General features: G+C 69.8%; 16 protein-coding genes, 1 tRNA gene and 2 pseudogenes. 12 read left to right on the forward strand and 7 right to left on the reverse strand.

All coding sequences use genetic code 11. The annotated features are described in order from the left end of the window. Positions 1-30: 30 nt before the first annotated feature. Positions 31-1,941 carry an NAD-binding protein gene (locus ACZ6D7_RS25715; RefSeq protein ID WP_469495511.1) on the reverse strand — a complete coding sequence of 637 codons (1,911 nt, stop codon included), beginning with the start codon at positions 1,939-1,941 and terminating at the stop codon, positions 31-33. 204 nt (positions 1,942-2,145) lie between these two features. On the opposite strand from ACZ6D7_RS25715, the gene ACZ6D7_RS25720 reads away from it, so the two are divergent. From ACZ6D7_RS25720 to ACZ6D7_RS25735, 4 genes are all read left to right on the forward strand, one after another. After that, positions 2,146-3,174 (forward strand): permease, encoded by a 1,029-nt coding sequence (locus ACZ6D7_RS25720; protein WP_469495114.1) that lies wholly within the window; start codon positions 2,146-2,148, stop codon positions 3,172-3,174. Beyond that, positions 3,171-4,028 (forward strand): TIGR03943 family putative permease subunit, encoded by an 858-nt coding sequence (locus ACZ6D7_RS25725; protein WP_469495118.1) that lies wholly within the window; start codon positions 3,171-3,173, stop codon positions 4,026-4,028. Before ACZ6D7_RS25720 ends, ACZ6D7_RS25725 begins: the two co-directional genes overlap by 4 nt. 147 nt (positions 4,029-4,175) lie before the next feature. Then, the gene (locus ACZ6D7_RS25730) at positions 4,176-6,152 is read left to right on the forward strand and encodes a hypothetical protein (RefSeq protein ID WP_469495120.1); all 1,977 of its coding nucleotides are present in this window, start codon (positions 4,176-4,178) and stop codon (positions 6,150-6,152) included. A gap of 139 nt (positions 6,153-6,291) precedes the next feature. Next, on the forward strand, positions 6,292-6,681 hold the full coding sequence (locus ACZ6D7_RS25735; RefSeq protein WP_469495123.1) for a luciferase domain-containing protein: 390 nt from the start codon (positions 6,292-6,294) through the stop codon (positions 6,679-6,681). A gap of 81 nt (positions 6,682-6,762) precedes the next feature. Here ACZ6D7_RS25735 and ACZ6D7_RS25740 read toward each other — a convergent pair whose 3' ends face one another. Beyond that, positions 6,763-7,011: a twin-arginine translocase TatA/TatE family subunit gene (locus ACZ6D7_RS25740; RefSeq protein ID WP_469495125.1), complete on the reverse strand. Its 249-nt coding sequence runs from the start codon at positions 7,009-7,011 to the stop codon at positions 6,763-6,765. A gap of 287 nt (positions 7,012-7,298) precedes the next feature. On the opposite strand from ACZ6D7_RS25740, the gene ACZ6D7_RS25745 reads away from it, so the two are divergent. The 4 genes and pseudogenes from ACZ6D7_RS25745 to ACZ6D7_RS25760 form a co-directional block, all read left to right on the forward strand. Then, positions 7,299-8,459, forward strand: a complete 1,161-nt coding sequence (locus tag ACZ6D7_RS25745) for a hypothetical protein (protein ID WP_469495128.1) — start codon at positions 7,299-7,301, stop codon at positions 8,457-8,459. Between the two features lie 156 nt (positions 8,460-8,615). Continuing rightward, on the forward strand, positions 8,616-9,104 hold the full coding sequence (locus ACZ6D7_RS25750) for a hypothetical protein (RefSeq protein ID WP_469495130.1): 489 nt from the start codon (positions 8,616-8,618) through the stop codon (positions 9,102-9,104). Between the two features lie 301 nt (positions 9,105-9,405). After that, positions 9,406-10,776, forward strand: coding sequence for an FAD-binding oxidoreductase (locus ACZ6D7_RS25755; protein ID WP_469495133.1), 1,371 nt, complete (start codon positions 9,406-9,408; stop codon positions 10,774-10,776). A gap of 127 nt (positions 10,777-10,903) precedes the next feature. After that, positions 10,904-11,133 (forward strand): annotated as a pseudogene (locus ACZ6D7_RS25760) (site-specific integrase); the annotation flags it as partial. A 360-nt stretch (positions 11,134-11,493) separates the two neighbouring features. Here ACZ6D7_RS25760 and ACZ6D7_RS25765 read toward each other — a convergent pair. Next, on the reverse strand, positions 11,494-12,573 hold the full coding sequence (locus tag ACZ6D7_RS25765) for a tetratricopeptide repeat protein (protein WP_469495544.1): 1,080 nt from the start codon (positions 12,571-12,573) through the stop codon (positions 11,494-11,496). 5 nt (positions 12,574-12,578) lie between these two features. Between ACZ6D7_RS25765 and ACZ6D7_RS25770 the strand changes: the two are divergent. From ACZ6D7_RS25770 to ACZ6D7_RS25780, 3 genes and pseudogenes are all read left to right on the forward strand, one after another. Next, positions 12,579-13,384 (forward strand): annotated as a pseudogene (locus tag ACZ6D7_RS25770) (DUF3631 domain-containing protein); the annotation flags it as partial. Positions 13,385-13,607: 223 nt separating this feature from the next. Next, positions 13,608-13,817, forward strand: coding sequence for a helix-turn-helix domain-containing protein (locus ACZ6D7_RS25775; protein WP_469495136.1), 210 nt, complete (start codon positions 13,608-13,610; stop codon positions 13,815-13,817). A gap of 73 nt (positions 13,818-13,890) precedes the next feature. Next, a complete protein-coding gene (locus ACZ6D7_RS25780) occupies positions 13,891-15,093 on the forward strand; it encodes a tyrosine-type recombinase/integrase (protein ID WP_469495139.1) in 1,203 nt (400 codons plus the stop codon). An 83-nt stretch (positions 15,094-15,176) separates the two neighbouring features. Here ACZ6D7_RS25780 and ACZ6D7_RS25785 read toward each other — a convergent pair. The 3 genes from ACZ6D7_RS25785 to ACZ6D7_RS25795 all read right to left on the reverse strand — a co-directional run bounded on the left by ACZ6D7_RS25785 (position 15,177) and on the right by ACZ6D7_RS25795 (position 17,075). After that, positions 15,177-15,250 (reverse strand) — tRNA-Pro (locus ACZ6D7_RS25785). Between the two features lie 42 nt (positions 15,251-15,292). Beyond that, entirely contained in the window at positions 15,293-16,081 is a 789-nt protein-coding gene (locus ACZ6D7_RS25790) for a Pr6Pr family membrane protein (RefSeq protein ID WP_469495142.1), read from the reverse strand. Positions 16,082-16,148: 67 nt separating this feature from the next. Continuing rightward, complete coding sequence (locus ACZ6D7_RS25795) at positions 16,149-17,075, reverse strand: metallophosphoesterase (protein WP_469495145.1); 927 nt, start codon at positions 17,073-17,075, stop codon at positions 16,149-16,151. Between the two features lie 118 nt (positions 17,076-17,193). Between ACZ6D7_RS25795 and ACZ6D7_RS25800 the strand changes: the two genes are divergently transcribed. Continuing rightward, positions 17,194-17,658 (forward strand): GatB/YqeY domain-containing protein, encoded by a 465-nt coding sequence (locus ACZ6D7_RS25800; RefSeq protein WP_469495147.1) that lies wholly within the window; start codon positions 17,194-17,196, stop codon positions 17,656-17,658. Between the two features lie 79 nt (positions 17,659-17,737). Here the strand turns inward: ACZ6D7_RS25800 and ACZ6D7_RS25805 are convergent, their stop codons facing one another. Beyond that, the gene (locus ACZ6D7_RS25805; protein WP_469495149.1) at positions 17,738-20,020 is read right to left on the reverse strand and encodes a transglycosylase domain-containing protein; all 2,283 of its coding nucleotides are present in this window, start codon (positions 20,018-20,020) and stop codon (positions 17,738-17,740) included. Positions 20,021-20,372: the final 352 nt, after the last annotated feature.

A 20,372-nucleotide genomic window follows, 5' to 3' on the forward strand; every position in this document is an offset into this window, starting at 1 on the left:
CACCCCACCCCCCACCTCCACGCCGGTCATCTACCCGGCGACCCCCCGCGCCCGCCGCCCCAGCAACTCCGCCAACCCCCGCCGGGTCGCCGCCAGCACCACCCGGTCGGCATCCCGCAGTACATACGTGTCCGGCAACTCCCACACCAGCCCCGACCCGCGCCGCCCTTCCTCCCCGGCGTCCAGCCCGGTGTCCAGCGCCACCACCCGCCAGTGCCCGGCCCGAAACGCCTCCCCGACCGTCCGCCCCGCCAGCTGCGCATGCTCCCCGACCAGCAGCGCCGCGAACAGCAGCACCCGCCGCTCCACCGGGATCGCCCCCAGGATCTGCCGCCCCATCATCGCCCCGGCGAACGAGGGCGCCGACAGATGCGACACGCTCCGGCTCCGGGTCAGCGCATGCGGATGCGCGGCCCGCAGCGTCCGGTACACCGCCGTCGCGAAGTCGTCGTCGTACAGCCGCAGGACCACCCGCAGATCGGGCCGGAGCGTACGGGCGTACAGCGCGGCCTCGAGGTTCGTGGTGTCGGAGCTGGTCACGGCGAGCAGCGCGTGCGCGCGATGGATCTTCGCCGCCTCCAGCACCCCCTCCTGCGTGACGTCCCCCAGCACCACCGGCACCCGCAGCCGCCGCGCCACCGCGACCCCTCGCGCCTCGGGCCCGGCCTCGACGCACACCACGGGGATGTTCAGCTCCCGCAGCCGGGTCAGCACCCGGGTGCCGATCTTCCCCAGCCCGAGCAGGACGACATGGCCGCCGAGCCCCCGGGGCGGCCGCCGCACCGCACCCGCCCCGCGGAACGTCCCCAGCGCCTCCAGCACCGCCGCCATCAGCACCGGCAACAGCAGCAACCCCATGAGCCCGGTGAGGAGTTGCAGCACCTGCCGTTCGGTGGACTTCCCGACCGCCGGGTCGTTGACGGCGAACAGGTCCAGCAGCGTCAGATACAGCGCCCCCAGCGGATGGATGCCCGTCACCACCCACAACGCCACCGCCAGCGCGAGCACACACCCCACCAGCCCGGCCAGCGACCACCGCAGCCGCCGTGAGAACAGCGAGGCGAACGGCGCCACCACCCCCACCCCGCGCCCGGCGGGCAGCGCGGGCCCGGCCGAGTACGACACCTGCTCCAGGACGACGGACCCGCGCCGCCCGGCCGCCGCCCGCACCGCCGCCGCGTCGGGCAGCAGCAGCGGCCCCTGGTCGCCGCTGCTCTCGGAACCGTCCGCGAAAGCGGGGTCGTTGCCGTTCGCGGAGAGCAGCGCGAGCGTGGCGAGGCCGCCCGGTCCGGCGCTCTCCCCGGGGTCGGGCGCGGGACGTTCGACGGCCCGCAGCATCAGCCCGTCCGTCTGCACGACCCTGGTGGTCCCGGCGACGGCGGCAGCGGCCAGCGCGGGCGCGGCGGTGTCGGCGTCGGACAGCACGGTCGTCGAGGCGTCCGCGGACCCGCCACCGGACCCGTCCCCCGCGGCGCCGCCGTAGGCCAACGCGGCCGCCTGGTCGAGGAGTTCCTCGATGTGCTGCCCGAGCCGCCGGTTGTAGAGCCGGAGCACGAGCCGCAGCCGGGGGTTGAGGCGGCGGGCGGTGAGGGCGGCGCGGATGTTGGTCTCGTCGTCGTCGTACACGAGCGCCAGCGCGGCGGCCCGCTGCACACCCGCCTCGGCGAGCACGGCCTCGGTGGGCTCGACGGCCTCCAGCGTCCGTTCCCCGCCCGCGGGTTCACCGCTGCCCGGGGCGGTGCCGTTTCCGGCCGCCCGGCTGACGGCCGCACTCACCACCCGGTCGAGGAGCGCCGCCGACACCGCGCGGGCCCGCCCGACGACCGGCGGCCGCACCGCGCGATCGGCCGGTGGCACGACGAGGGTGACCTGTTCCTCGTAGACTCCCCGCAGTTCGGCGGCGAGCCGGTGCGCGAGGCCGTCGTCGCCGCACACCACCATGTGCGCGCCGGCGCCGCCCGGCGTCCGGCCCTGATGCGGAACGCTCCCCGTATGACTTCCCACGAGGGAGAAGACTGCCTCACCGGGGCGGGAGGTTCCACGGGGGCGGTGAACGTGCGGAGCGGAACTCCCGTATGAATGGGGAGCGGAACTCCCGTATGAACGGGGAGGGAAGGCGAGAAACAGGCGGAGGTGCCCGATACCGTGGCCATCACCAAGGAGGCCCCGCACGAGGAGGCCCCGCACCAGGAGGGCACGCGCCGGGAGCCCTCGGCGGACCAGCCCGGCCGGCTGACCTCCCCCCTCGCCCTCACCCTGCTCCTGCTGCTCCTCGTCCTGCTCCAGGGCCCCATCCGCGGGGCGCTGTCCGCCCCGGTGATGCAGAGCTGGACGACCGTGTTCGTGGCGGTCGTGATCCAGGCCCTGCCGTTCCTGGTGCTGGGCGTGCTGCTGTCGGCGGCGATCGCGGTCTACGTCCCGCCGTCGTTCTTCGCCCGCGCGCTGCCGTCCCGTCCGGCGCTCGCCGTCCCGGTGGCCGGGGTCGCGGGCGCGGTGCTGCCCGGCTGCGAGTGCGCGTCGGTCCCGGTGGCCGGCGCGCTGGTCCGCCGGGGTGTCACCCCCGCCGCGGCCCTCGCCTTCCTCCTCTCCGCCCCCGCCATCAACCCGATCGTGCTGACGGCGACGGCCGTGGCCTTCCCGCGTGACCCGGAGATGGTCGTCGCCCGGTTCGTCGCCAGCCTCCTCGTCGCCTGCGCGATGGGCTGGCTGTGGCAGCGGGTGGGCCGTACGGACTGGATGCGGCCCCCGGCGCACACGCACCACGAGGGGCAGACCAAGGGCGCCGCGTTCTGGGACGCGGTCCGCCACGACGTGATGCACGCGGGCGGCTTCCTGGTGGTGGGCGCGATGGCGGCGGCGACGCTGAAGGCGGTCGCGCCGGAGAGCTGGCTGCGCACGGCCGCCGACAACCCGGTGATCGCGGTGCTGGCCCTGGCGGTGCTCGCGGTGGTCCTCTCCATCTGTTCGGAGGCGGACGCGTTCGTCGCCGCGTCCCTGACCCAGTTCTCCCTGACGGCCCGGCTCGCGTTCCTGGTGGTGGGCCCGATGATCGACCTCAAGCTCTTCGCGATGCAGGCGGGCACCTTCGGCCGCGCCTTCGCCGTGCGCTTCGCGCCCATGACCTTCGTCCTGGCCGTCGCGTCGGCCGTGCTGACAGGAGCGGTCCTGCTGTGAACCGACAGTCCCAGGCCGCCGTCCTCTTCCTGCTCGGCGCGGCCCTGCTGCACGCCGGCACCACCGACCTCTACCTCCGGTACGTCAAGGCGGGCCTGCGCCCGCTGCTGCTGGCGTCCGGCGCGATCCTGATCCTCACGGCGCTGGCGACGGCCTGGTACGAACGCCGCGGGGCGCGGCAGGGGCCGGGGGAGCAGCGGATGCGGCAGGGTCAGGGGGCGCAGGGTGCTCTGGAGGAGGGGGAGGAGGAGCGGCAGGGGAAAGGGGCGCAGGGGGAGGGAGAGCAGCAGGGGGCGCACGGGGACCGGCAGGGCCAGCGGGAGCAGCCGGCCGCCGGTCACCCGCACCGCGAACCCCGGATCTCCTGGCTTCTCGTCCTCCCGCTGCTCGCCCTGATCCTGGTCGCCCCGCCCGCCCTCGGCTCCTACAGCGCGACCCGCACCGGTACGGCCCTCCAGGAGCCCCTCGCCTACCCGGCCCTCCCCGCCACCGGCCCGCTGCGCCTCAGCCTCGTCGACTACGCCGGCCGCGCGGTCTACGACCACGGCCGCACCCTCGCCGGCCGCGAGGTCCAGGTCACCGGCTTCGTGGCCCTGGACCATGACGGCACCCCGTATCTGATCCGGATGGCCCTCAACTGCTGTGCCGCGGACGCCCAGCCGGTCAAGGTCGCCCTGACCGGCCACATCCCGCCGGTCCTCCAGCCGGACACCTGGCTGACCGTCACCGGCACCTACACGCCGCGCCGGCTCGTGGACCCCGTCAACGACGGGCCGATCCCCTTCCTGAAGGTGACCGCCGCCGAGCCGGTACCGGCGCCCCGGGACCCCTACGACGAGTCGTGGAACAACTGACGTACCGGCCGGGCCGTCCTTGACCGTCCCCTGGTCCCCTTGACCATCCCATGGCCCCCTGACCTGCCCGCACGCGCGGCCGCCCGGTACTGTCCCTCTCGCCGGCACCTTGATCGGCGATCATCCTCCGGGGGAGTGGGAGTCGTTGTGGCACTGAACATACGGGGACGAGGGGCCGCCGCCGCGGCGGCGGTGACCGCGACCGTGACCGCGCTGACCCTGCTGCCCGCACTGCCCGCGACCGCCGCCGGATACACCGCCGCGGCCGGCCCCTGGAGCACCACCGCCGCGCTGACCGGCGCCGACGGGCAGCAGAGCCTCATCGACGTACGGGCGGCCGCCGACGGCACCGCGTTCGCGCTGTGGCGCGACAAGGCGGCCGGGGAGTCCACCTGGGAGGTCCGGGCCGCCGTGAAGCCCGCGGGCGGCGACACCTGGAGCGCCCCGCACACCCTGCTCACCGGCGTCGGCAAGACCGCCGAGGCCCGGCTGGCCGTGACGGCCGACGGGCGGGCCGTGGTGACCTGGGTGGCCGGCAACGGCACGGACGGCTCGCTGTCCGCCCTCGCCGCCACCTGGGACCCGACCGCCGGCACCTGGTCGGCGCCCGCCACGCTCGCCACCCACACCGGCCTGAACATGTCCGCGCCCCAGCTGGCCGGCGCGGCCGACGGCACCCTCACCGCCGTATGGACACAGGGCGACCAGGCCCTGCAGTTCGACGTGGTGAGCGCGACCCTCGCCCCCGGCGCCGCCGCCTGGTCCGCGCCCAAGCCCCTGGGCGGCGTCACCAGCGGCATGGTCGGCGACCTCTCGCTCGCCGTGGCCCCCGACGGCGCGGCCACCGTCGCCTGGGACGCCTACGACTGGTTCTCCGGCGAGCACGCCCTCACCACCACCACCCGCACCGCGGCCGGCGACTGGAGCGGCGCGGCCGTGCTGCCGGGCACCGACGCCTCGGTCGGCGACGTGCGGGTGACGATGAACGCGCACGACGCCACCACCGTGCTCTGGCTCGACGTCACCGACGCCGGCACCGGCACCGGCGACCTCAAGTCCGTGACCAGGACAACCCCTTCGGGGACGTGGGGTTCCGCGCAGACCGCGGCGGCCGCCGTCCGCCCCAGCGACGACAGTGGCCCGCTGACCGCGCCCAACGGCGATGTCACCTACGTGTGGACCGGCTGGAGCGCCGCCACGGGCACCCCGATCGTGCAGACCGCCACCCGCACCGCGGCGACCGGCGCCTGGTCCGCGCCGAAGACGCTGTCCACGGGCTATGTGAACTGGCAGGTGTCGGCCGCGATCGGCGGCGACGGCACGGTCCAGGTCGTGTGGCCGCAGGTGCCGAGCATCGACAACGGCGACGACAACCACCTTCAGTGGGCGGTGCGGGCGAACGGCACCTGGAGTGCCGCGACCGCGCTGAACAGCACGCCCGTTCCCGCCGTCCCCAACACCGACGCCCTCGCCGGCGAGGTGGCCGCGGGGCCCGACGGGCGGGCCACGGTCGTGTGGCGCAAGGCGGTCTACGCGGGCGGCGGCGCCTACACCTCCCAGCTGTGGGGCCAGTCGCAGACGCTGCTGGCCAAGCCGGTCATCACCACGAAGGCGACGATCGGCGGGAGCGTGCGGACGGGGTCCACTGTCACCTGCTCCGCCGCCTCGACCGGCTACCGCGCCACCACGGCGTGGTCCTGGCTGCGCGACGGCAAGGCCATCACGGGCGCGACGGCCAGGACCCGTACGCTGACCGCCGCCGACTACGCCCACAAGGTGTCCTGCCGGGCCACCGTCACCAACGCGGCCGGCTCGGTGGTCTCCACCTCCGCCGCCGCCACGGTCGCCGTCGGCCCCGCGCTGAAGGCCACCAAGGCCCCCACGATCAGCGGCACCGCCAAGGTCGGCGGCAAGCTGACGGCCAACCACGGCACCTGGACCCCGGCCGCGACCTCGTACACGTACCAGTGGAAGCGGAACGGCAAGGTGATCAGCGGGGCCACCAGGTCCACGTACGTGCTGGTCAAGGCCGACAAGGGACAGAAGGTCACCGTGAAGGTGACGGCCCGCCGCACCGCCTGGACGAACGGCTCGGCCACGACACCGGCAGTCACGGCACGCTGACCCACCCCGCGCGGCCGGGCTCCACGGCGGATGCCCCGGCCGCGCAGGCTCACCCGGATCCGGCCGTTCTCGCGCTACGGGCCGGTTAAGTCTCCCTCAAACTCTGGTGGCTGGGGGGTGAGCGCCTCATGATGGTGCCATGACGGCGGCCTGGCATGCCCTGAATCGACTGGCGAGCTGGCCGGACCTCGCGGAGGCCCAGCCCAGCTGCGGCATTGGCCGGGCCCTGCGCTCGACCAGAGCCGAGATCGCGCATTTCCACTCCGAACGGAGCGTCGACCTGCACCTCACGACCGGGGCGATCCGCCGCTTCGAGCACGACCTACGACACTCCACCGCGATCCGGCTGGTGCCCGGCTCGCACTGGGTGACCGTCCGCATGGAGTGCGAGGCGGACATCGCCCTCCTCATGACCCTGATGAGCGCCGCCCTCCAGGCCCACCACGACTGGCCGCTCCTCCCCGAGGCCCCGCCCACCCGCTGCAACGACCGCCGGGAAGCGGCACTTTCCCACCGCGTCCATCTGTGACGCCGCCGGGCCCGGGGGAGCTGCTGCCGGGCTGCCGGGCTGCCGGGCTGCCGGGCTGTAGGGCTGTAGGGCTGGCAGGCGCTAGGACGCCGTGCGGCCGGGGGCCTGGGCGGAGGGGTGTCCGCCGGGGTGTTCGCCGGTGTCGCCCGGCGGCACGGTCTCGCCCACGACGACCCGGGGCCGCGTGCCGTCCTCCTGCTCCGCGCGGGCCTCGGCCTTGAGAATGCGGGCCGACGTGCCCGCCGAACGGGCCAGACCCGGAAGCTTCCTGGCGGCGAGCACGGCTATGACGACGACGAGGATGACGGCGACTTCGCTCAGTCCGAACACGGGGTCCTGTCCTTGGGGTGTGGATGGGGCGGGCAGGTCCCGGGGGAGCGGCGCCGCGAGCGCCATGAGCGTACTGACCACCGTCCCCACTCGTCACCACCGTGGAGAAGGCAACCTAGGCGACCAAGGCGACCAAGGCGACCATGGGCTTCTCAGCCAGGCGATCACGAGCCCGGGGTGTGTCGGTCGATGTACCGCCACACCACGTACGGCGGAGAGTCCGAATTCACTGTGCGGACGGGTTCGTTCTCTCGCGCGGGGCGGTTACTCCTGTAAGGCTCGGACGCGTGACGTACGTAGTGACCGTTGACATCTGCATCCCGGAGGGCACTCCGGAGATGGACCCGCTCCAGCGCGCCGGCGCCGTGGCACTCCTCGAGGACGGATTCGACTCCGTCCGGGCCGTCGAGGGGCCCGACGGCGTGCAAGTCGATGTTCTCGACACCATCGTGGCCGTCCACCCGGGCGGCGCCCTGCTCAAGGTCGTCGTGGAGGCTCCGGCCCTGGAGTTCGCCGAGGACTCGGTGGGCGTGCTCGTGGACGAACTGCTGGAGCGCACCGAGGTGTTGGCGGACTGGACGATCGACCGGTGCGAGGTCGAACTCCACCAGGACCTGGCCAGGAAGAGCCTCGAGGCGGCCGACGGTCCCGACGCGCCGCCTGACGACCCCGCCGCCCGCAAGGCCCGCCACACCCAGAGCCCGACCGTCGAGGGCACCGACGCGGGCCACGACGCCGACGACAAGACCTCGGCCGTACGAAGCCGGATGCTGGGGCTGGCCGAGGAACTGCGCTCCTTCCCCCTGGCCGTGTTCGGCGTCGTGGACGACGAGGTCGAGGTCGAGGTCGAGGACGAGGACGAGGACGAGGTCGACGACGAGTTCGAGTTCGAGTTCGAGGAGAGGGAGGGCGGCGACGAGGTGTTCGCCGTCTCCCGGGAAAGTGCCCGGCTCGCCGCGGGCGCGCTGGTCTACGCGACCGACGTCCTGGTGGACGAACTCTTCGAGGACGTGCAGGTCCTGACCCAGGAGGACGCCACGGTCGCGGAATGCGAGGGACCCCTGTGGCACCTGGAACGCCTTCCGGACCGCTACGCGCTCCAGTACGACGCCCGCTTCGCCCGCCGCTTCCTGGTGACCGTGATCGCCCTGACCACCCGCTTCACCGACGGAAGCTTCCAGCGCCTCAGCTGCGTCGCCGAGGAACTCGCCCTGAGATTCCTCCTGAACGAGGCGACGACGACCCTGGAACTCCACGACCTCCTCGACGACCAGGTCTCCGCCGCCCTGTCCGCCTTCGCCGACACCCTCTACGGCGACCTGGACCACGAGTGGCTCTACGACGCATCGACCCCCGACACATCGTTCAGATCCTGGTTCACCCCCTTCAACGAGGGCAGATACATACACCCGTCCGCCACGGACGAACCCGAAACGGCGACACCGTGACACCGCCTGCCCGAGCGGCAGATTACCTGAGGTAACGGCGCACTTCCTCGCGCCTTCTGCTCCCGCGTGCGCCAATTCCGCACGCCGGACATCTGGTGCGGTGTTCCAGCCGGTCTTAGGTTCACTCGCGCCGGCACACGGACAGGGTGAGTGACATTGAGCGACGATTCGCGGACCAATAGAGCGGCGATTATCGCTGTGGCCGGAGTAGTCCTGGCAGCGATCCCCATCGCTTGGGGAGTGGTCTCGTGGGTCGGGGACGAGACCACCGGCAGCAGCTACACGGACAAGGCCGATCGCGCCTGTGCGAGGCACCGGCCAGATCTGGATGCCCTGGGTCCGGAGCCGAGCGGCGAGGACTCACAGGCGTACACCGCATACCTGAAACGGCGGGGCGAAATAATACGCGCAGCACTCAAGGACTGGGGAGCGGTCGAGGTGCCCTCGCAGCTGCAGGGTGCCATGAACGACGCCTACTTCACGGCCGATTCCGCTGCGAAGGAATGGGAAACAGCCGTGTATTGGGGCTCAATGGGCAATGAAGACCGGGCGAATCACTACCTGGACGAATCGAGCCGCTATGCCACAGAGGCAATCACCAAAGCCCGCTCGGCCGGCCTGAAGGTCTGCCCCCTGGGCTTCTAGCGCGTCCCGATCGCGAGATGCCCTGAACCCGCTGGCCGGCTGGGCCGCGACCAACAACGACATCGGCGAGTCCGAGCCGACCAACGACTCCGAGGCGGCCGAGACCCTTGACTGACGGAGTCAGGGCTTCACGGATCTCGAGTTGAGGCCTCGCGCCATCGGCGTAGCGTAAAGAGGACCGGGCTCAGTGGCGGGGCGCGTGGCGGGGTGTGACATCCCACAGAGAGTCCAGAGGCCCGCCTCTGTAGCGTCGCGCCTTCCTGGCCCAGCCGACGGGGTACAGGCGCGAGGAGCGATTGCTATGGGCAAGCTCTCGATCGAGCAGTTGCGTGAACGTGTCCGCGGGGCGGTCGCCACCCCTGACGACGATGCCTATGACGAGGCGCGCAAGGTCCACAACGCCATGATCGACAGGAGGCCGTCCGCCGTCGTGCGCTGCGTCAACGCGGGCGACGTCATGGCCGCGGTCGACTTCGCACGGGAGAACGAAATCGACCTGGCGGTGCGTGGTGGCGGGCACAGCGTGCCCGGCTTCGGTACCTGCGACGACGGCGTCGTGGTCGATCTGTCCGGGATGCGTGGCGTGCGGGTCGACCCCACGCGACAGACGGCACGTGCCGAAGGCGGCGCGACCTGGGGTGACTTCAACGCGGCGACGCACGCCTTCGGTCTGGCGACGACCGGGGGGATCATCTCGACCACGGGTGTCGGCGGGCTCACCCTCGGCGGCGGCATCGGCTATCTCTCCCGCGGACTTGGGCTGAGCTGCGACAATCTGATCTCTGCCGATGTGGTGACCGCGGACGGCCAACTGCTCGTCGCGAGCGAGGAGGAGCACGACGACCTCTTCTGGGCCCTTCGCGGTGGCGGGGGCAACTTCGGCGCGGTGACCTCCTTCGAGTTCCGGCTCAGCTCCGTCAAGGACATCTACGGCGGGCCGATTCTCTACGAACTGGAAGACGCCGCCACAGTGCTGCGTTCCTTCAGCGACTACATCGCCGATGCGCCAGAGGAACTCGGCGGCTTCCCGGCCTTCCAGCTGGCCCCGCCGCTCCCGTTCATCCCGGAGAACCGGCACGGCGACCCCTTCGTCCTGATCGTGGCGTGCTGGGCGGGGCCGCTGGACGAGGGGCAGCGCGCCCTCCAGGCCTTCCACGACTTTGCGCCGGTAGTCGCCGAGCACGTCGGGCCCATGCCCTACCCCGCGCTCAACAGCGCCTTCGACGCGTTGGTACCGCCCGGCCTCCAGCATTACTGGAAGGCCAACTTCGTGACCGACCTCAGCGACGCCGCGATCGCAGCGCACGTGCAGCACGGGCCCCGTCTGCCGGCCGTGAACTCGACGGTACACATCTACCCCATCAACGGTGCCTGCCACCGAGTCGCACCGGAGGCAACGGCCTTCGCCTACCGGGACGCCTCGTTCGCCACCGTCATCGCCGGTATGTGGCCCGACCCATCCGCCAACGAGGCCAACATCGCGTGGGTGCGCGACTACTACGAAGCGACCGCCCCGCACTCGGAGGAAGGCGGATACGTCAACTTCATGGCCGACGACGACCAGAACCGGATCAGGGCCAACTACAAGAGCAACTACGACCGCCTCGTCGAGGTCAAGCGGAAGTACGACGCAGGAAACCTGTTCCACCTGAACCAGAACATCAAGCCCTAGCATTCCGTGACGCCGGCCTTCTCGGTCGCTCTTCCATCACCTGCTCAGCGACGTAGATCCGCTCGCGCTGGTCGGGCAAGCCGGAAGTGTGGGATGCGCTCCGGCAGCAACTCGAAGATCAGGGCCGGCGTCGGCTCGCCGCACCTTCCGCCAGGCGCTCAAGGATGTCGACGGATCGACGCCGACGAGTGGACGCCGCGGGAGCTCCCGCACAGCTTCCCGCTGCAAGAGATCTCGCGGCTCGTCGGGCACTCCGGTACGGCCGTGGCCGAGGAGGTCTACCGGAAGCAGATCCGGCCCGTGATCCAGACTGGTGCCGTGGTCGTGGACGGCATCTTCGGCACAGATCCGCACTGATCCACAGCGGCCGTAGTCACGCAGCAGTCACTCAGAAATCGACGGTCACGCACTTACAGTAGACACACAGCAACGCCAGAGGACCCTTACCGAATCGGTAAGGGTCCTCTGAACTGCTATCCAGCTGTCGGGGTGGCGGGATTTGAACCCACGACCTCTTCGTCCCGAACGCGATCAGGCGCCCTCGTCACCTCACTGCGGGGTCACGGACCTGCTCGTTCGGTTCCGGTGCTGTCCATCGCCGTCCGGGACCGTCTCGGTGCGGCTGCCTCATTTGGCCCCCTGTTTGGCCCCCTGACTTCTCTACGCTAGCTCGCTTCTGTGCTGCTCAGCCTTCTGCTGCTGGCCTCCTACGGCTACCTAAGGGTCCATGTCATCGAACGACAGTTGGCCGCTCTCTGCCTCCGTGCTGAGGCCGGGAGGGAGCCAGCCTGGCTTGCGATGCCAGCGGCCGTAAGCGATCACTCCGGACGATAGCTCCACGCCTACGCGCAGGTGTCTTCCGCCCTTCTCAAGGATCCGCAAGCTCTTATCAGTCAGCTTCACGTGCCACTGGATTCCACCGAAGGGACCGACCTCCATGGCAGATCCTTCAGGGAGTCGTGGATGCCAAGCATGTCCCCACGACGTTCTTTTGCTCGAGAGGCCATGCTTGCTGAGACGTTGATAGAGATCATTTCGGAACTGCACCATGACCCCTCTGAGGTTCACCGGCGCTTGTCCGTTGTTGCGAACCCGGATCTTCAAGTAGTAAAAACCACGTGTGTCTCCATCTGGCAGAATCTCCGTCACGATATCGAAGTCGGATTTCACCTTCAATCGGGGTCCAACTCTGCGGTAGTTGGCGTAGGAAATGGCCATGTTGCACGCGGTAAACGCTGCGCTGGCCCCTGCGATCATTCGGGCGATGTTGTCTGGCATGCTGCAAGACTGCCTGCGAGGGACCATCAAGGGTGGGAAGACTGGCTCGTGACAGCACGACTGCGCTCTATTGAGGCAAGAAACCTGGCTTTCCTGCCCGAGCGCATGCAGTCGGGCCAGGTAGTCCCGTGCCGCGGGTTCTGCGGCATGCCGGCGCTTCATTTCAGCAGCAAGTTCACGGCTGGTCATGATCAGGGACGGCACGGACTGTCGGTCCCCTTCGAGGGCCCGCTCTCCCATGATGAGTGCCTGCTCCAAGTCGCCCGCTCGCGCCGCCGTAACTCCGAGGGTGACGCGCGCTTCCGCGTTCCGCATCGGCGAGCGCTCAGTGCCATCGAAATCCGTTCCCGCCCTCAGCACTTCGTCGGCAAGCGTGCGTGCAAGTTTGTCTTCGCCGACGAGGCGATAGCAGTCCATTGCGTAGAAGTCGAACTTGGCCGGGTCAACCACAAAATGATTGTCGAGGTTCTCGGGGTACTGCATCCCTTCGAGCAACCGCCGTCCCTTGTCCAAGGCCACCTCGAGAGAACGAACAGCTCCGAGGCTTCCTCAACGCCGGGCACCGCCGCTCCGGCGTCATGTGGCGCTGCGTGGGCGACGGCTCCAACCAGCAGGTACAGGAGTTCGCGTCGTTCTGCGCCGTCGCGGTCGCCGGGCTCGGCTCGCTGCCGGACACGATCCTCACGCGCTCGGTCATCGTCCGCATGCGGCGCCGTGCCCCGAACGAGCAGGTGGAGCCGTTCCGGCAGCGCATCCACGAGAAGGAGGGACACGCGCTGCGCGAGCGGCTGGCCAGCTGGGCGCAGTCCGTTCGTGACCAGGTCGACGGGGTGTTCCCGGAACTCCCGGAGGGCATCAGCGACCGGCCCGCGGATGTGTGGGAGCCCCTGCTCGCCATCGCGGACGCCGCGGGCGGCACGTGGCCGCAGCGAGCGCGTGCCGCCTGCATCGAGCTGGTGAACGCGGCCAAGACCAGCGACAAGAGCAGCATCGGCATCCGCCTGCTCACAGACCTGCGCGACTACGTGTTCAACGGCATCGACCGTCTACCCACCGTCGCCATCCTCGACAGGCTGCACAGCCTCGAAGAGGGCCATGGGCGGACATGAGCGGCAAGCCGCTCGACGCGCGCGGGCTGTCGCGGATGCTTCGGGAGTACATGACCGCGGGCAACACCCCGATTGCGGCCCGCAATATCAAGACCGGCGGAAGCGTCATGAAGGGCTACTACGCGACCGATCTGCACGACGCGTGGCAGCGCTACTGCCCGCCCCCCGCGGAAAGTCCGCTACTTCCGCTACCGGCGCTACCGAGCAGGTCAGAGCCCTAGAAGGGGTAGCGGATCGGTACTCCGCATCCGCTACCGCGACGCCCTGTCCGCTACCTGCTCCGGCCACGACTCCGGGGCCGGTAGCAGCTCCATCCGCCACCGCTGCCCCCATCCGCTACCCGGATCATGGCCTTGACCAGGGCGGTAGCGGAGGTAGCGGAAGTAGCGGACCTGACAGGAAGGGGGCCGCAGCCCCGGACCCCTGCCGAGGAGGCACCGCCGCATGAGAACCGCTGCTGTACCTGCCGAACAGCTCCTCTACCGGCCCGAAGAAGCGGCCAAGGCTCTGCGCATCGGACGCTCGACGGTCTACGAGGAGATACGCCTCGGACGACTTCAGACCGTGCGCATCGGCCGGCGCCGACTCGTGCCGCCGGAGTACATCGCGCAGTACGTCGAACTCCTCAAGCGCGAGGCAGAAGCCACCGCCTGATTCCCCAACACCCCGTTGCACAGGGCCGCGTCCACCAGGGCGCAGCCCTGCATCTTTGGAGGCACAACGCAGCATGAGCGAGACCCCCAAGCGCGTCACCAGGGCCGGTCACGGTGAAGACACCATCTATTGGGACCAGGCCAAGAACCGGTTCGTCGGGGCCGTTTCCCTGGGCTACGCCCCGAACGGCAAGCGGCGCCGGCCGAAGGTCTACGGCAAGACCAAGACCGAAGTGCGGCAGAAGATCCGGGACTTGAAGAAGGAGGTGCAGACCGGCGTCAAGTCACCGGTGAACTACACCGTGGCCGACGCTGTGACCGACTGGTTGGAGCGTGGCCTGAAGGGGCGCGACGAGCAGACCCTGAGCAAAGACCGCAGCATGGCGAACAAGCACCTGATTCCACTGCTCGGCAAGGCCAAGCTGAAGGATCTCAGCGCGGACGACGTTGACGACTGGTTGGACGACAGGGCCGAAGTGCTTGCCACGCGAAGCCTGCGTGACCTGCTCGCGATCCTGCGCCGTTCCATCGCGCATGCTCAGCGCAGGGACAAGGCGGCACGAAACGTGGCCCTGCTCGTCACCGCGCCGGAGGGGCGCCCCGGCCGGCCGAGTAAGGCACTGAACCTGGAGCAGGCCAAAGCCGTGCTCGCCGCCGCGCGCGGCTCGCGGCTGTGCTCGTACCTGGTGCTGTCGCTCCTGAGCGGCGTACGCACGGAGGAGGCACGTCCCCTCACGTGGGACCACGTGTTCCTGGAGACGAAGGACGGCATCCCGCCGCACGTCGCGGTGTGGCGCTCGGTGCGGAAGCACGGCGAGACGAAGACGAAGAAGAGTCGCCGCACGATCGCTCTGCCGAAGCAAGTGGTCGACGTCCTCGAAGAGCACGCGCGGTGGCAGCAGCAGGAGCGGGCATCGAGGGGGATGGAGTGGAGCCGGACCGGTCGCGTCTTCACGACCAGGACCGGCGAGCCGCTCGACGCGGCCAACGTTCGGCGCGACTTCAAGGCCATCGTGAGGAAGGCCGGCCTGAATCCGGAGTGGACGCCGCGGGAGCTGCGACACAGCTTCGTGTCCCTGCTCTCCGACCACGGCATCCCGCTGGAGACGATCGCCCTGCTGGTCGGACACAGCAGCCAGGCGACCACCGAGGCGGTCTACCGGAAGCAGCTTCGACCCGTGATCACGAAGGGTGCCGAAGCCATGGACGACATCTTCGCCGATGATCAGGAAGGGGAGGGGGCGGAGGAGCAGGCAGAGGGCGGCGCGGTGGCCTGATCAACTTCCTTTGGCCCCCTGTTTGGCCCCCCGAGCACGACAGAGGCCACATACGGAAATCCGTATGTGGCCTCTGACCTGTGTCGGGGTGGCGGGATTTGAACCCACGACCTCTTCGTCCCGAACGAAGCGCGCTGCCAAGCTGCGCTACACCCCGATGTCGCTGCTGGTCCTGCTTGTCGCGGCGACGTCGTTTACTTTAGCCCACTGGTGGCTGGAGACGAAATCCGGTTTTGGCGCGGTGGTGGATCGGGTCGGGGCGGGTGTGGTCGAGGGCCACGAGGAGGACGGCGAGGGCGTAGACGGAGAGGCCGAGGAGGAGGGCGTTGGCCAGGACGTGCTTGTAGCCGTGGATCTCGGCGTCGAGGAACGGGTAGAGGTAGCGGCTGGGCGTGCCCGGCCGGATCAGCTCGGCCCGGGTGAGGAAGAACACCAGGTAGGCCGAGGGGTACGCCATCCATGTCGCCGCCTGGCGCAGTCGCAGCCGGCCGGGAGGTGTCAACAGCAGCCACTCCAGTACCGCCGCCACCGGTGTCACCGTGTGGATGAGCTGGTTGGCGATCGTCTGCCAGTCCGAGGGCGTCGCCGTCGCCGTACCGGTCAGGGAGAACGGGGTTGCCGCGTCCGTCAGGAGCAGGTGGTACACCAGGCCGCTGATCGTGACGTAGAGCAGCGCGGCGCCGGTCAGGGCCGCGGGGAGGGGTCGGCGGGCTGTCCAGGCGCGGCGGGCCGACAGGAGCATGACTGCGGCCAGCAAGAGGTCGGCCTGGATCGCGAAGTGGCTCAGCACCCGCGGCGCGCTGCCGAGCCGCAGTTCGAACGCCACGCCCGCGGCCGCCGTGCCGGCGAGGAGTACGCGGAGGATGGCGGCCAGCGGGCGGCGTACGGGGGGCACCACCGCAGCGGCGGGGACGAAGGAGGGCAGCAGCCGGTGGGTCCGCGGTATCGCGGGCAGGTCCGGGATGTCCCTGGGTATCGGCGCGGTCATGCCCCTCACGCTAGAGAAATACGACAAAAGGGGCGATGCGGGTGGGCCGTATGGGGGACGGGTGAACCTACTCCCGGCCCACCAACGTCAACAACGTGACCTCCGGCGGGCAGGCGAACCGCACCGGCGTGTACCGGTTCGTCCCGCACCCGGCCGACACGTGCAGGTACGCCGTACGACCCTCCGCCGTGTGCGTCGACAGACCCTTCACACGGTCCGCGTCCAGGTCGCAGTTGGTGACCAGGGCGCCGTAGAAGGGGATGCAGAGCTGGCCGCCGTGGGTGTGGCCGGCCAGGATCAAGGGGTAGTCGTCTGCCGTGTACGCGTCGAGGACGCGCAGGTACGGGGCGTGCACCACGCCCATCGAGAAGTCGGCGGAGGCCGACGGGCCGCCCGCCACGCGCGCGTACCGGTCCCGCTTGATGTGCGGGTCGTCCAGGCCCGTCAGCTCCACCGACACGCCGTCGACCTTCAGCACGCCCCGGGTGTTCGTGAGGTTCAGCCAGCCGGCCGCGTCGAAGCCGTCCCGCAGGTCCTCCCACGGGTTGTGGACGACGTTGACCGCGGGCGCGTTGCCGTTCAGGCCGTGGCGGCCCTGGGCCTTCTCCAGCAGGTAGCGGGCGGGGTTGCGCAGCTTCGGGCCGTAGTAGTCGTTCGAGCCGAAGACGTACGCGCCCGGGAACTCCATCAGGGGGCCGAGCGCGTCCAGGGTCTCCGGGACGCCCTCCGGGTCGGAGAGGTTGTCGCCCGTGTTGATCACGAAGTCGGGGCGCAGCCCGGCCAGCGAGCGCAGCCACCGCTGCTTCTTGCGCTGTCCGCCGACCATGTGGATGTCGGAGACCTGCAACACGCGCAGGGGGCGCATACCGGCGGGCAGGACGGGGATCGTCACCCGTCGGAGGCGGAAGGAGCGGGCTTCGAAACCCGCCGCGTAGGCCAGACCGGCGGCGCCAGCCGCCGCGATGGACAGAGGTACTCCGTATCGCGCGCGCATACGCCCATCGTGTCAGACTCCGCCGGCACCGCTTCCCCCACGGTCCCTTAAGTGCCGTTCCCCCAGCGCCCTTTAAATGAACGGGCGCCGCGCCGCCCATACCTGCGACAATCAACCCATGACCACGCTCAAGTCGAAGCTCAAGGAAGACCTCAACGCGGCGATCAAGGAGCGCGACGAGCTCCGCTCCTCGACGCTCCGGCTGACGCTCACCGCGATCACCAAGGAGGAGGTCGCGGGCAAGGAGAAGCGCGAGCTCTCCGACGACGAGGTCCTCAAGGTGATCACCAAGGAGGCGAAGAAGCGCCGGGAGGCGGCGGACGCCTTCGCGCAGGGTGGTCGGGCCGAGAGCGCCGAGCGGGAGAAGGCCGAGGGCGAGCTGCTCGCCGCGTACCTGCCCAAGCAGCTCAGCGACGAGGAGCTGAACGACATCGTCGCCCAGGCCGTCGAGGAGGCCAAGGCGGCCGGTGCCGAGGGTCCGCGGGCCATGGGTGCCGTCATGAAGATCGTGAACCCGAAGGTGGCCGGCCAGGCCGAGGGCGGCCGCGTCGCCGCGGTGGTGAAGAAGCTCCTCGCGGGCTGACCCGCCCACGGGACCAAGACCGAAAGCGGCCCCTGCCTCTCCGTACAAGAAGCAGGGGCCGTTTCTTGTCGGTCACCGCTCAGCCGCGGCGCCCCCCGCTGCCGTTCCCGTTGCTCGTGCCCTGGAACAGTCCTTCGGGGAGGGTGAAGCTGGGGGTCGGGGTGGAGCCGCCGGTGGAGCCACCGTTGGTCGTGCCGTTGGTGAGCAGGCCGCCGATGAAGCCGTCGTCGCCGTTGTCACCGCCGTTGCCGTTGCCGTTGCCGTTGTCGTCCTCGTCGCGGCCCTTGTCGTTGCCCGGGATGGTGACGAGGTTGAATTCCGGGTCGTCCTTGCCGGAGAGCGCGCCGGTCATCGCGTCGCGCCAGATCGGGCCGGGGGTGTCACCGCCGTAGACCTGGCCGTGGTAGACGCCGCCGATGGTGATGCCGGTCATCTTCACCTTCTGGCTGGCGCTGCCGACCCAGACGGCACCCGAGAGGTTCGGGGTGTAGCCGACGAACCAGGCGTTCTTGCGCTCGTCCGTCGTACCCGTCTTACCGGCGTTCGCGCGGCCCGACAGACCGGCCTGCTGGCCCGTACCGGAGTCGACCACACCGCTCAGCAGCGTGTTGATGGTGTCCGCGGTCTTCTCGCTCATCGCACGGGAGCAGGTCGACTTCGGGACCTCCAGCGACTTCTTCGTGCCGCCGACGGTCTGGGTGATCGACTCGATGGCGACCGGGGTGCAGTACATACCGCGGCTGGCGAAGGCCGCGTAGGCGCTGGCCATGGTGAGGGGCGAGAGGCCCGTCGAGCCGAGGGTCATGGACGACGGGACCTCGGGGACCTTGTCGCCGTTGCCCTGGACCACACCCAGCGCGTCGGTCATCTTCACCACGGGGCACATGCCGATGTCCGCCAGCATCTGCACGAAGTAGGTGTTGACCGACATCTCCATGGCCTTCCGCAGCGCGTAAGGCCCGCGCTCGGACTCGCTCTCGTTCTCCAGCTTGTAGTCGCCGTCGTTCACCCAGGACTTGCCGCTGCAGGTCTGGACCGTTTCCGGGTACGGCATCTCGTACGGCGCGGAGTAGGTCTGGTTGGCCGGGCGGCCCTCCTCCAGCGCGGCCGCGGCGACGAACGGCTTGAACGTCGAACCGGTCGGGAAGCCGTAGTTCGAGCCGCCCATGGCCGCGTTGACCGAGTAGTTGTACTCGGTCTCGTTCTTGCCGTAGCCGTACGGCTTCGACTGGCCCATCCCGAGGATCTTGCCGGTGCCGGGCTCGACGAGCGTGGCGGCGGCGGCGACCTTGTCCGACTTGTAGACGTGGTCCTTGAGCGAGTCCTGGACGGACTGCTGGGACTGGGGGTCGAGGGTGGTCTGGATGGTCAGACCGCCCTGGTTCCAGACCTTGGCCCGCTCCTCCTTCGTCTTGCCGAAGACCGGGTCGCTGAGGAAGACCCGCTCGACGTACTTGCAGAAGAAGCTGGCGCCCTGGACGGCGGTGATGCAGCCGTTCTTCGGCTGGGTGACCTTCAGACCGAGCGGGGCCTTCTGCGCCTTCGCGGACTCGGCCGCCGAGATGTCGCCGACCTCGGCCATCCGCTGGAGCACGGTGTTGCGGCGCTTGGTCGCCTCGGCCTCGTCGTTGACCGGGTCGTAGCGGCTGGGCGACTGCACGATGCCGGCCAGCAGGGCCGCCTCGGGCAGGGTGAGGTCCTTGGCGTGCTTGGAGAAGTAGCGCTGGGAGGCCGCCTCGACGCCATAGGCCTGCTGGCCGAAGAACGTGATGTTCAGGTAGTTCTCGAGGATCTTCTTCTTGCCCAGCTCCTCCTCGACCTGGATCGCGTACTTCAGTTCGCGGATCTTGCGGCCGATGGTCTGCTGGGTGGCCTGCGCGACCTTCGTCGGGTCGTCGCCGGCCTCCTCCACGAAGACGTTCTTCACGTACTGCTGGGTGAGCGTCGAGGCGCCCTGGGAGACCCCGCCGCTCTGCGCGTTCTTGTTCAGCGCGCGCAGGACGCCCTTGAGGTCGACCGCGCCGTGCTCGTAGAACCGGGAGTCCTCGATCGCGACGATCGCCTTCTGCAGGTACGGCGAGATGTTCTTGAGGTCGACGACCGTGCGGTCACGGGAGTAGACCGTGGCGATCTGCGAGCCCTTGGCGTCCAGGATCGTGGTGCGCTGGCTCAGCGGCGGCGTCTTGAGGTTGGCCGGGAGCTCGTCGAACGACTCCACCGACCCCTTGGCGGCCAAGCCCAGCGCGCCGACGGCGGGCAGTGCGATGCCCGCCAGGACAGCTCCGGAGAGCACGCTGACACCGAGGAACTTGGCGGCCTGCTGCGTGGCGGACAGGCCACCGCCCGAGCGCTTCTTTGGCATGAGGGCAGCCTACGTTCTCATTCGCCGGACACGCGTATATGCCTTGGCCTAAGCTGCTCTCAACTGTCACAGCAGCAGGGCTACGTATCAATACGTCCGGCGACCCCGAATCGTTCCGGAGGTTCCCCGACTTTTTGGGTGGGGGCGTGTCCGAATCCGCCTTGTGTGTCACTTGGCGTCCGTTGTGACTCAATGGAACTGTCCCGATTGTGGGGATGGTCACGTATGTCGCGGGCTCACTCCCCCGGGTGATCTGCCGCTTACCCATAGTCCGTTCGGGCCATTCAAGATTGGGCCCGAAGGGGGTGTTGCGCTGTGCCCACCTTCCGTAACGTCCTCAACTGGCGGCGGT

The sequence above is a fragment of the Streptomyces sp. NPDC041784 genome (assembly GCF_055591025.1).

What these genes read in the sequence shown, in the direction of transcription:
- ACZ6D7_RS25800 (WP_469495147.1), top strand. Translation starts at nt 17,194, where the DNA reads ATGACCACGCTCAAGTCGAAGCTCAAGGAAGACCTCAACGCGGCGATC.
- ACZ6D7_RS25715 (WP_469495511.1), bottom strand. Translation starts at nt 1,941, where the DNA reads ATGGTGGTGTGCGGCGACGACGGCCTCGCGCACCGGCTCGCCGCCGAA.
- ACZ6D7_RS25795 (WP_469495145.1), bottom strand. Translation starts at nt 17,075, where the DNA reads ATGCGCGCGCGATACGGAGTACCTCTGTCCATCGCGGCGGCTGGCGCC.
- ACZ6D7_RS25735 (WP_469495123.1), top strand. Translation starts at nt 6,292, where the DNA reads ATGACGGCGGCCTGGCATGCCCTGAATCGACTGGCGAGCTGGCCGGAC.
- ACZ6D7_RS25805 (WP_469495149.1), bottom strand. Translation starts at nt 20,020, where the DNA reads ATGCCAAAGAAGCGCTCGGGCGGTGGCCTGTCCGCCACGCAGCAGGCC.
- ACZ6D7_RS25755 (WP_469495133.1), top strand. Translation starts at nt 9,406, where the DNA reads ATGGGCAAGCTCTCGATCGAGCAGTTGCGTGAACGTGTCCGCGGGGCG.
- ACZ6D7_RS25790 (WP_469495142.1), bottom strand. Translation starts at nt 16,081, where the DNA reads ATGACCGCGCCGATACCCAGGGACATCCCGGACCTGCCCGCGATACCG.
- ACZ6D7_RS25775 (WP_469495136.1), top strand. Translation starts at nt 13,608, where the DNA reads ATGAGAACCGCTGCTGTACCTGCCGAACAGCTCCTCTACCGGCCCGAA.
- ACZ6D7_RS25780 (WP_469495139.1), top strand. Translation starts at nt 13,891, where the DNA reads ATGAGCGAGACCCCCAAGCGCGTCACCAGGGCCGGTCACGGTGAAGAC.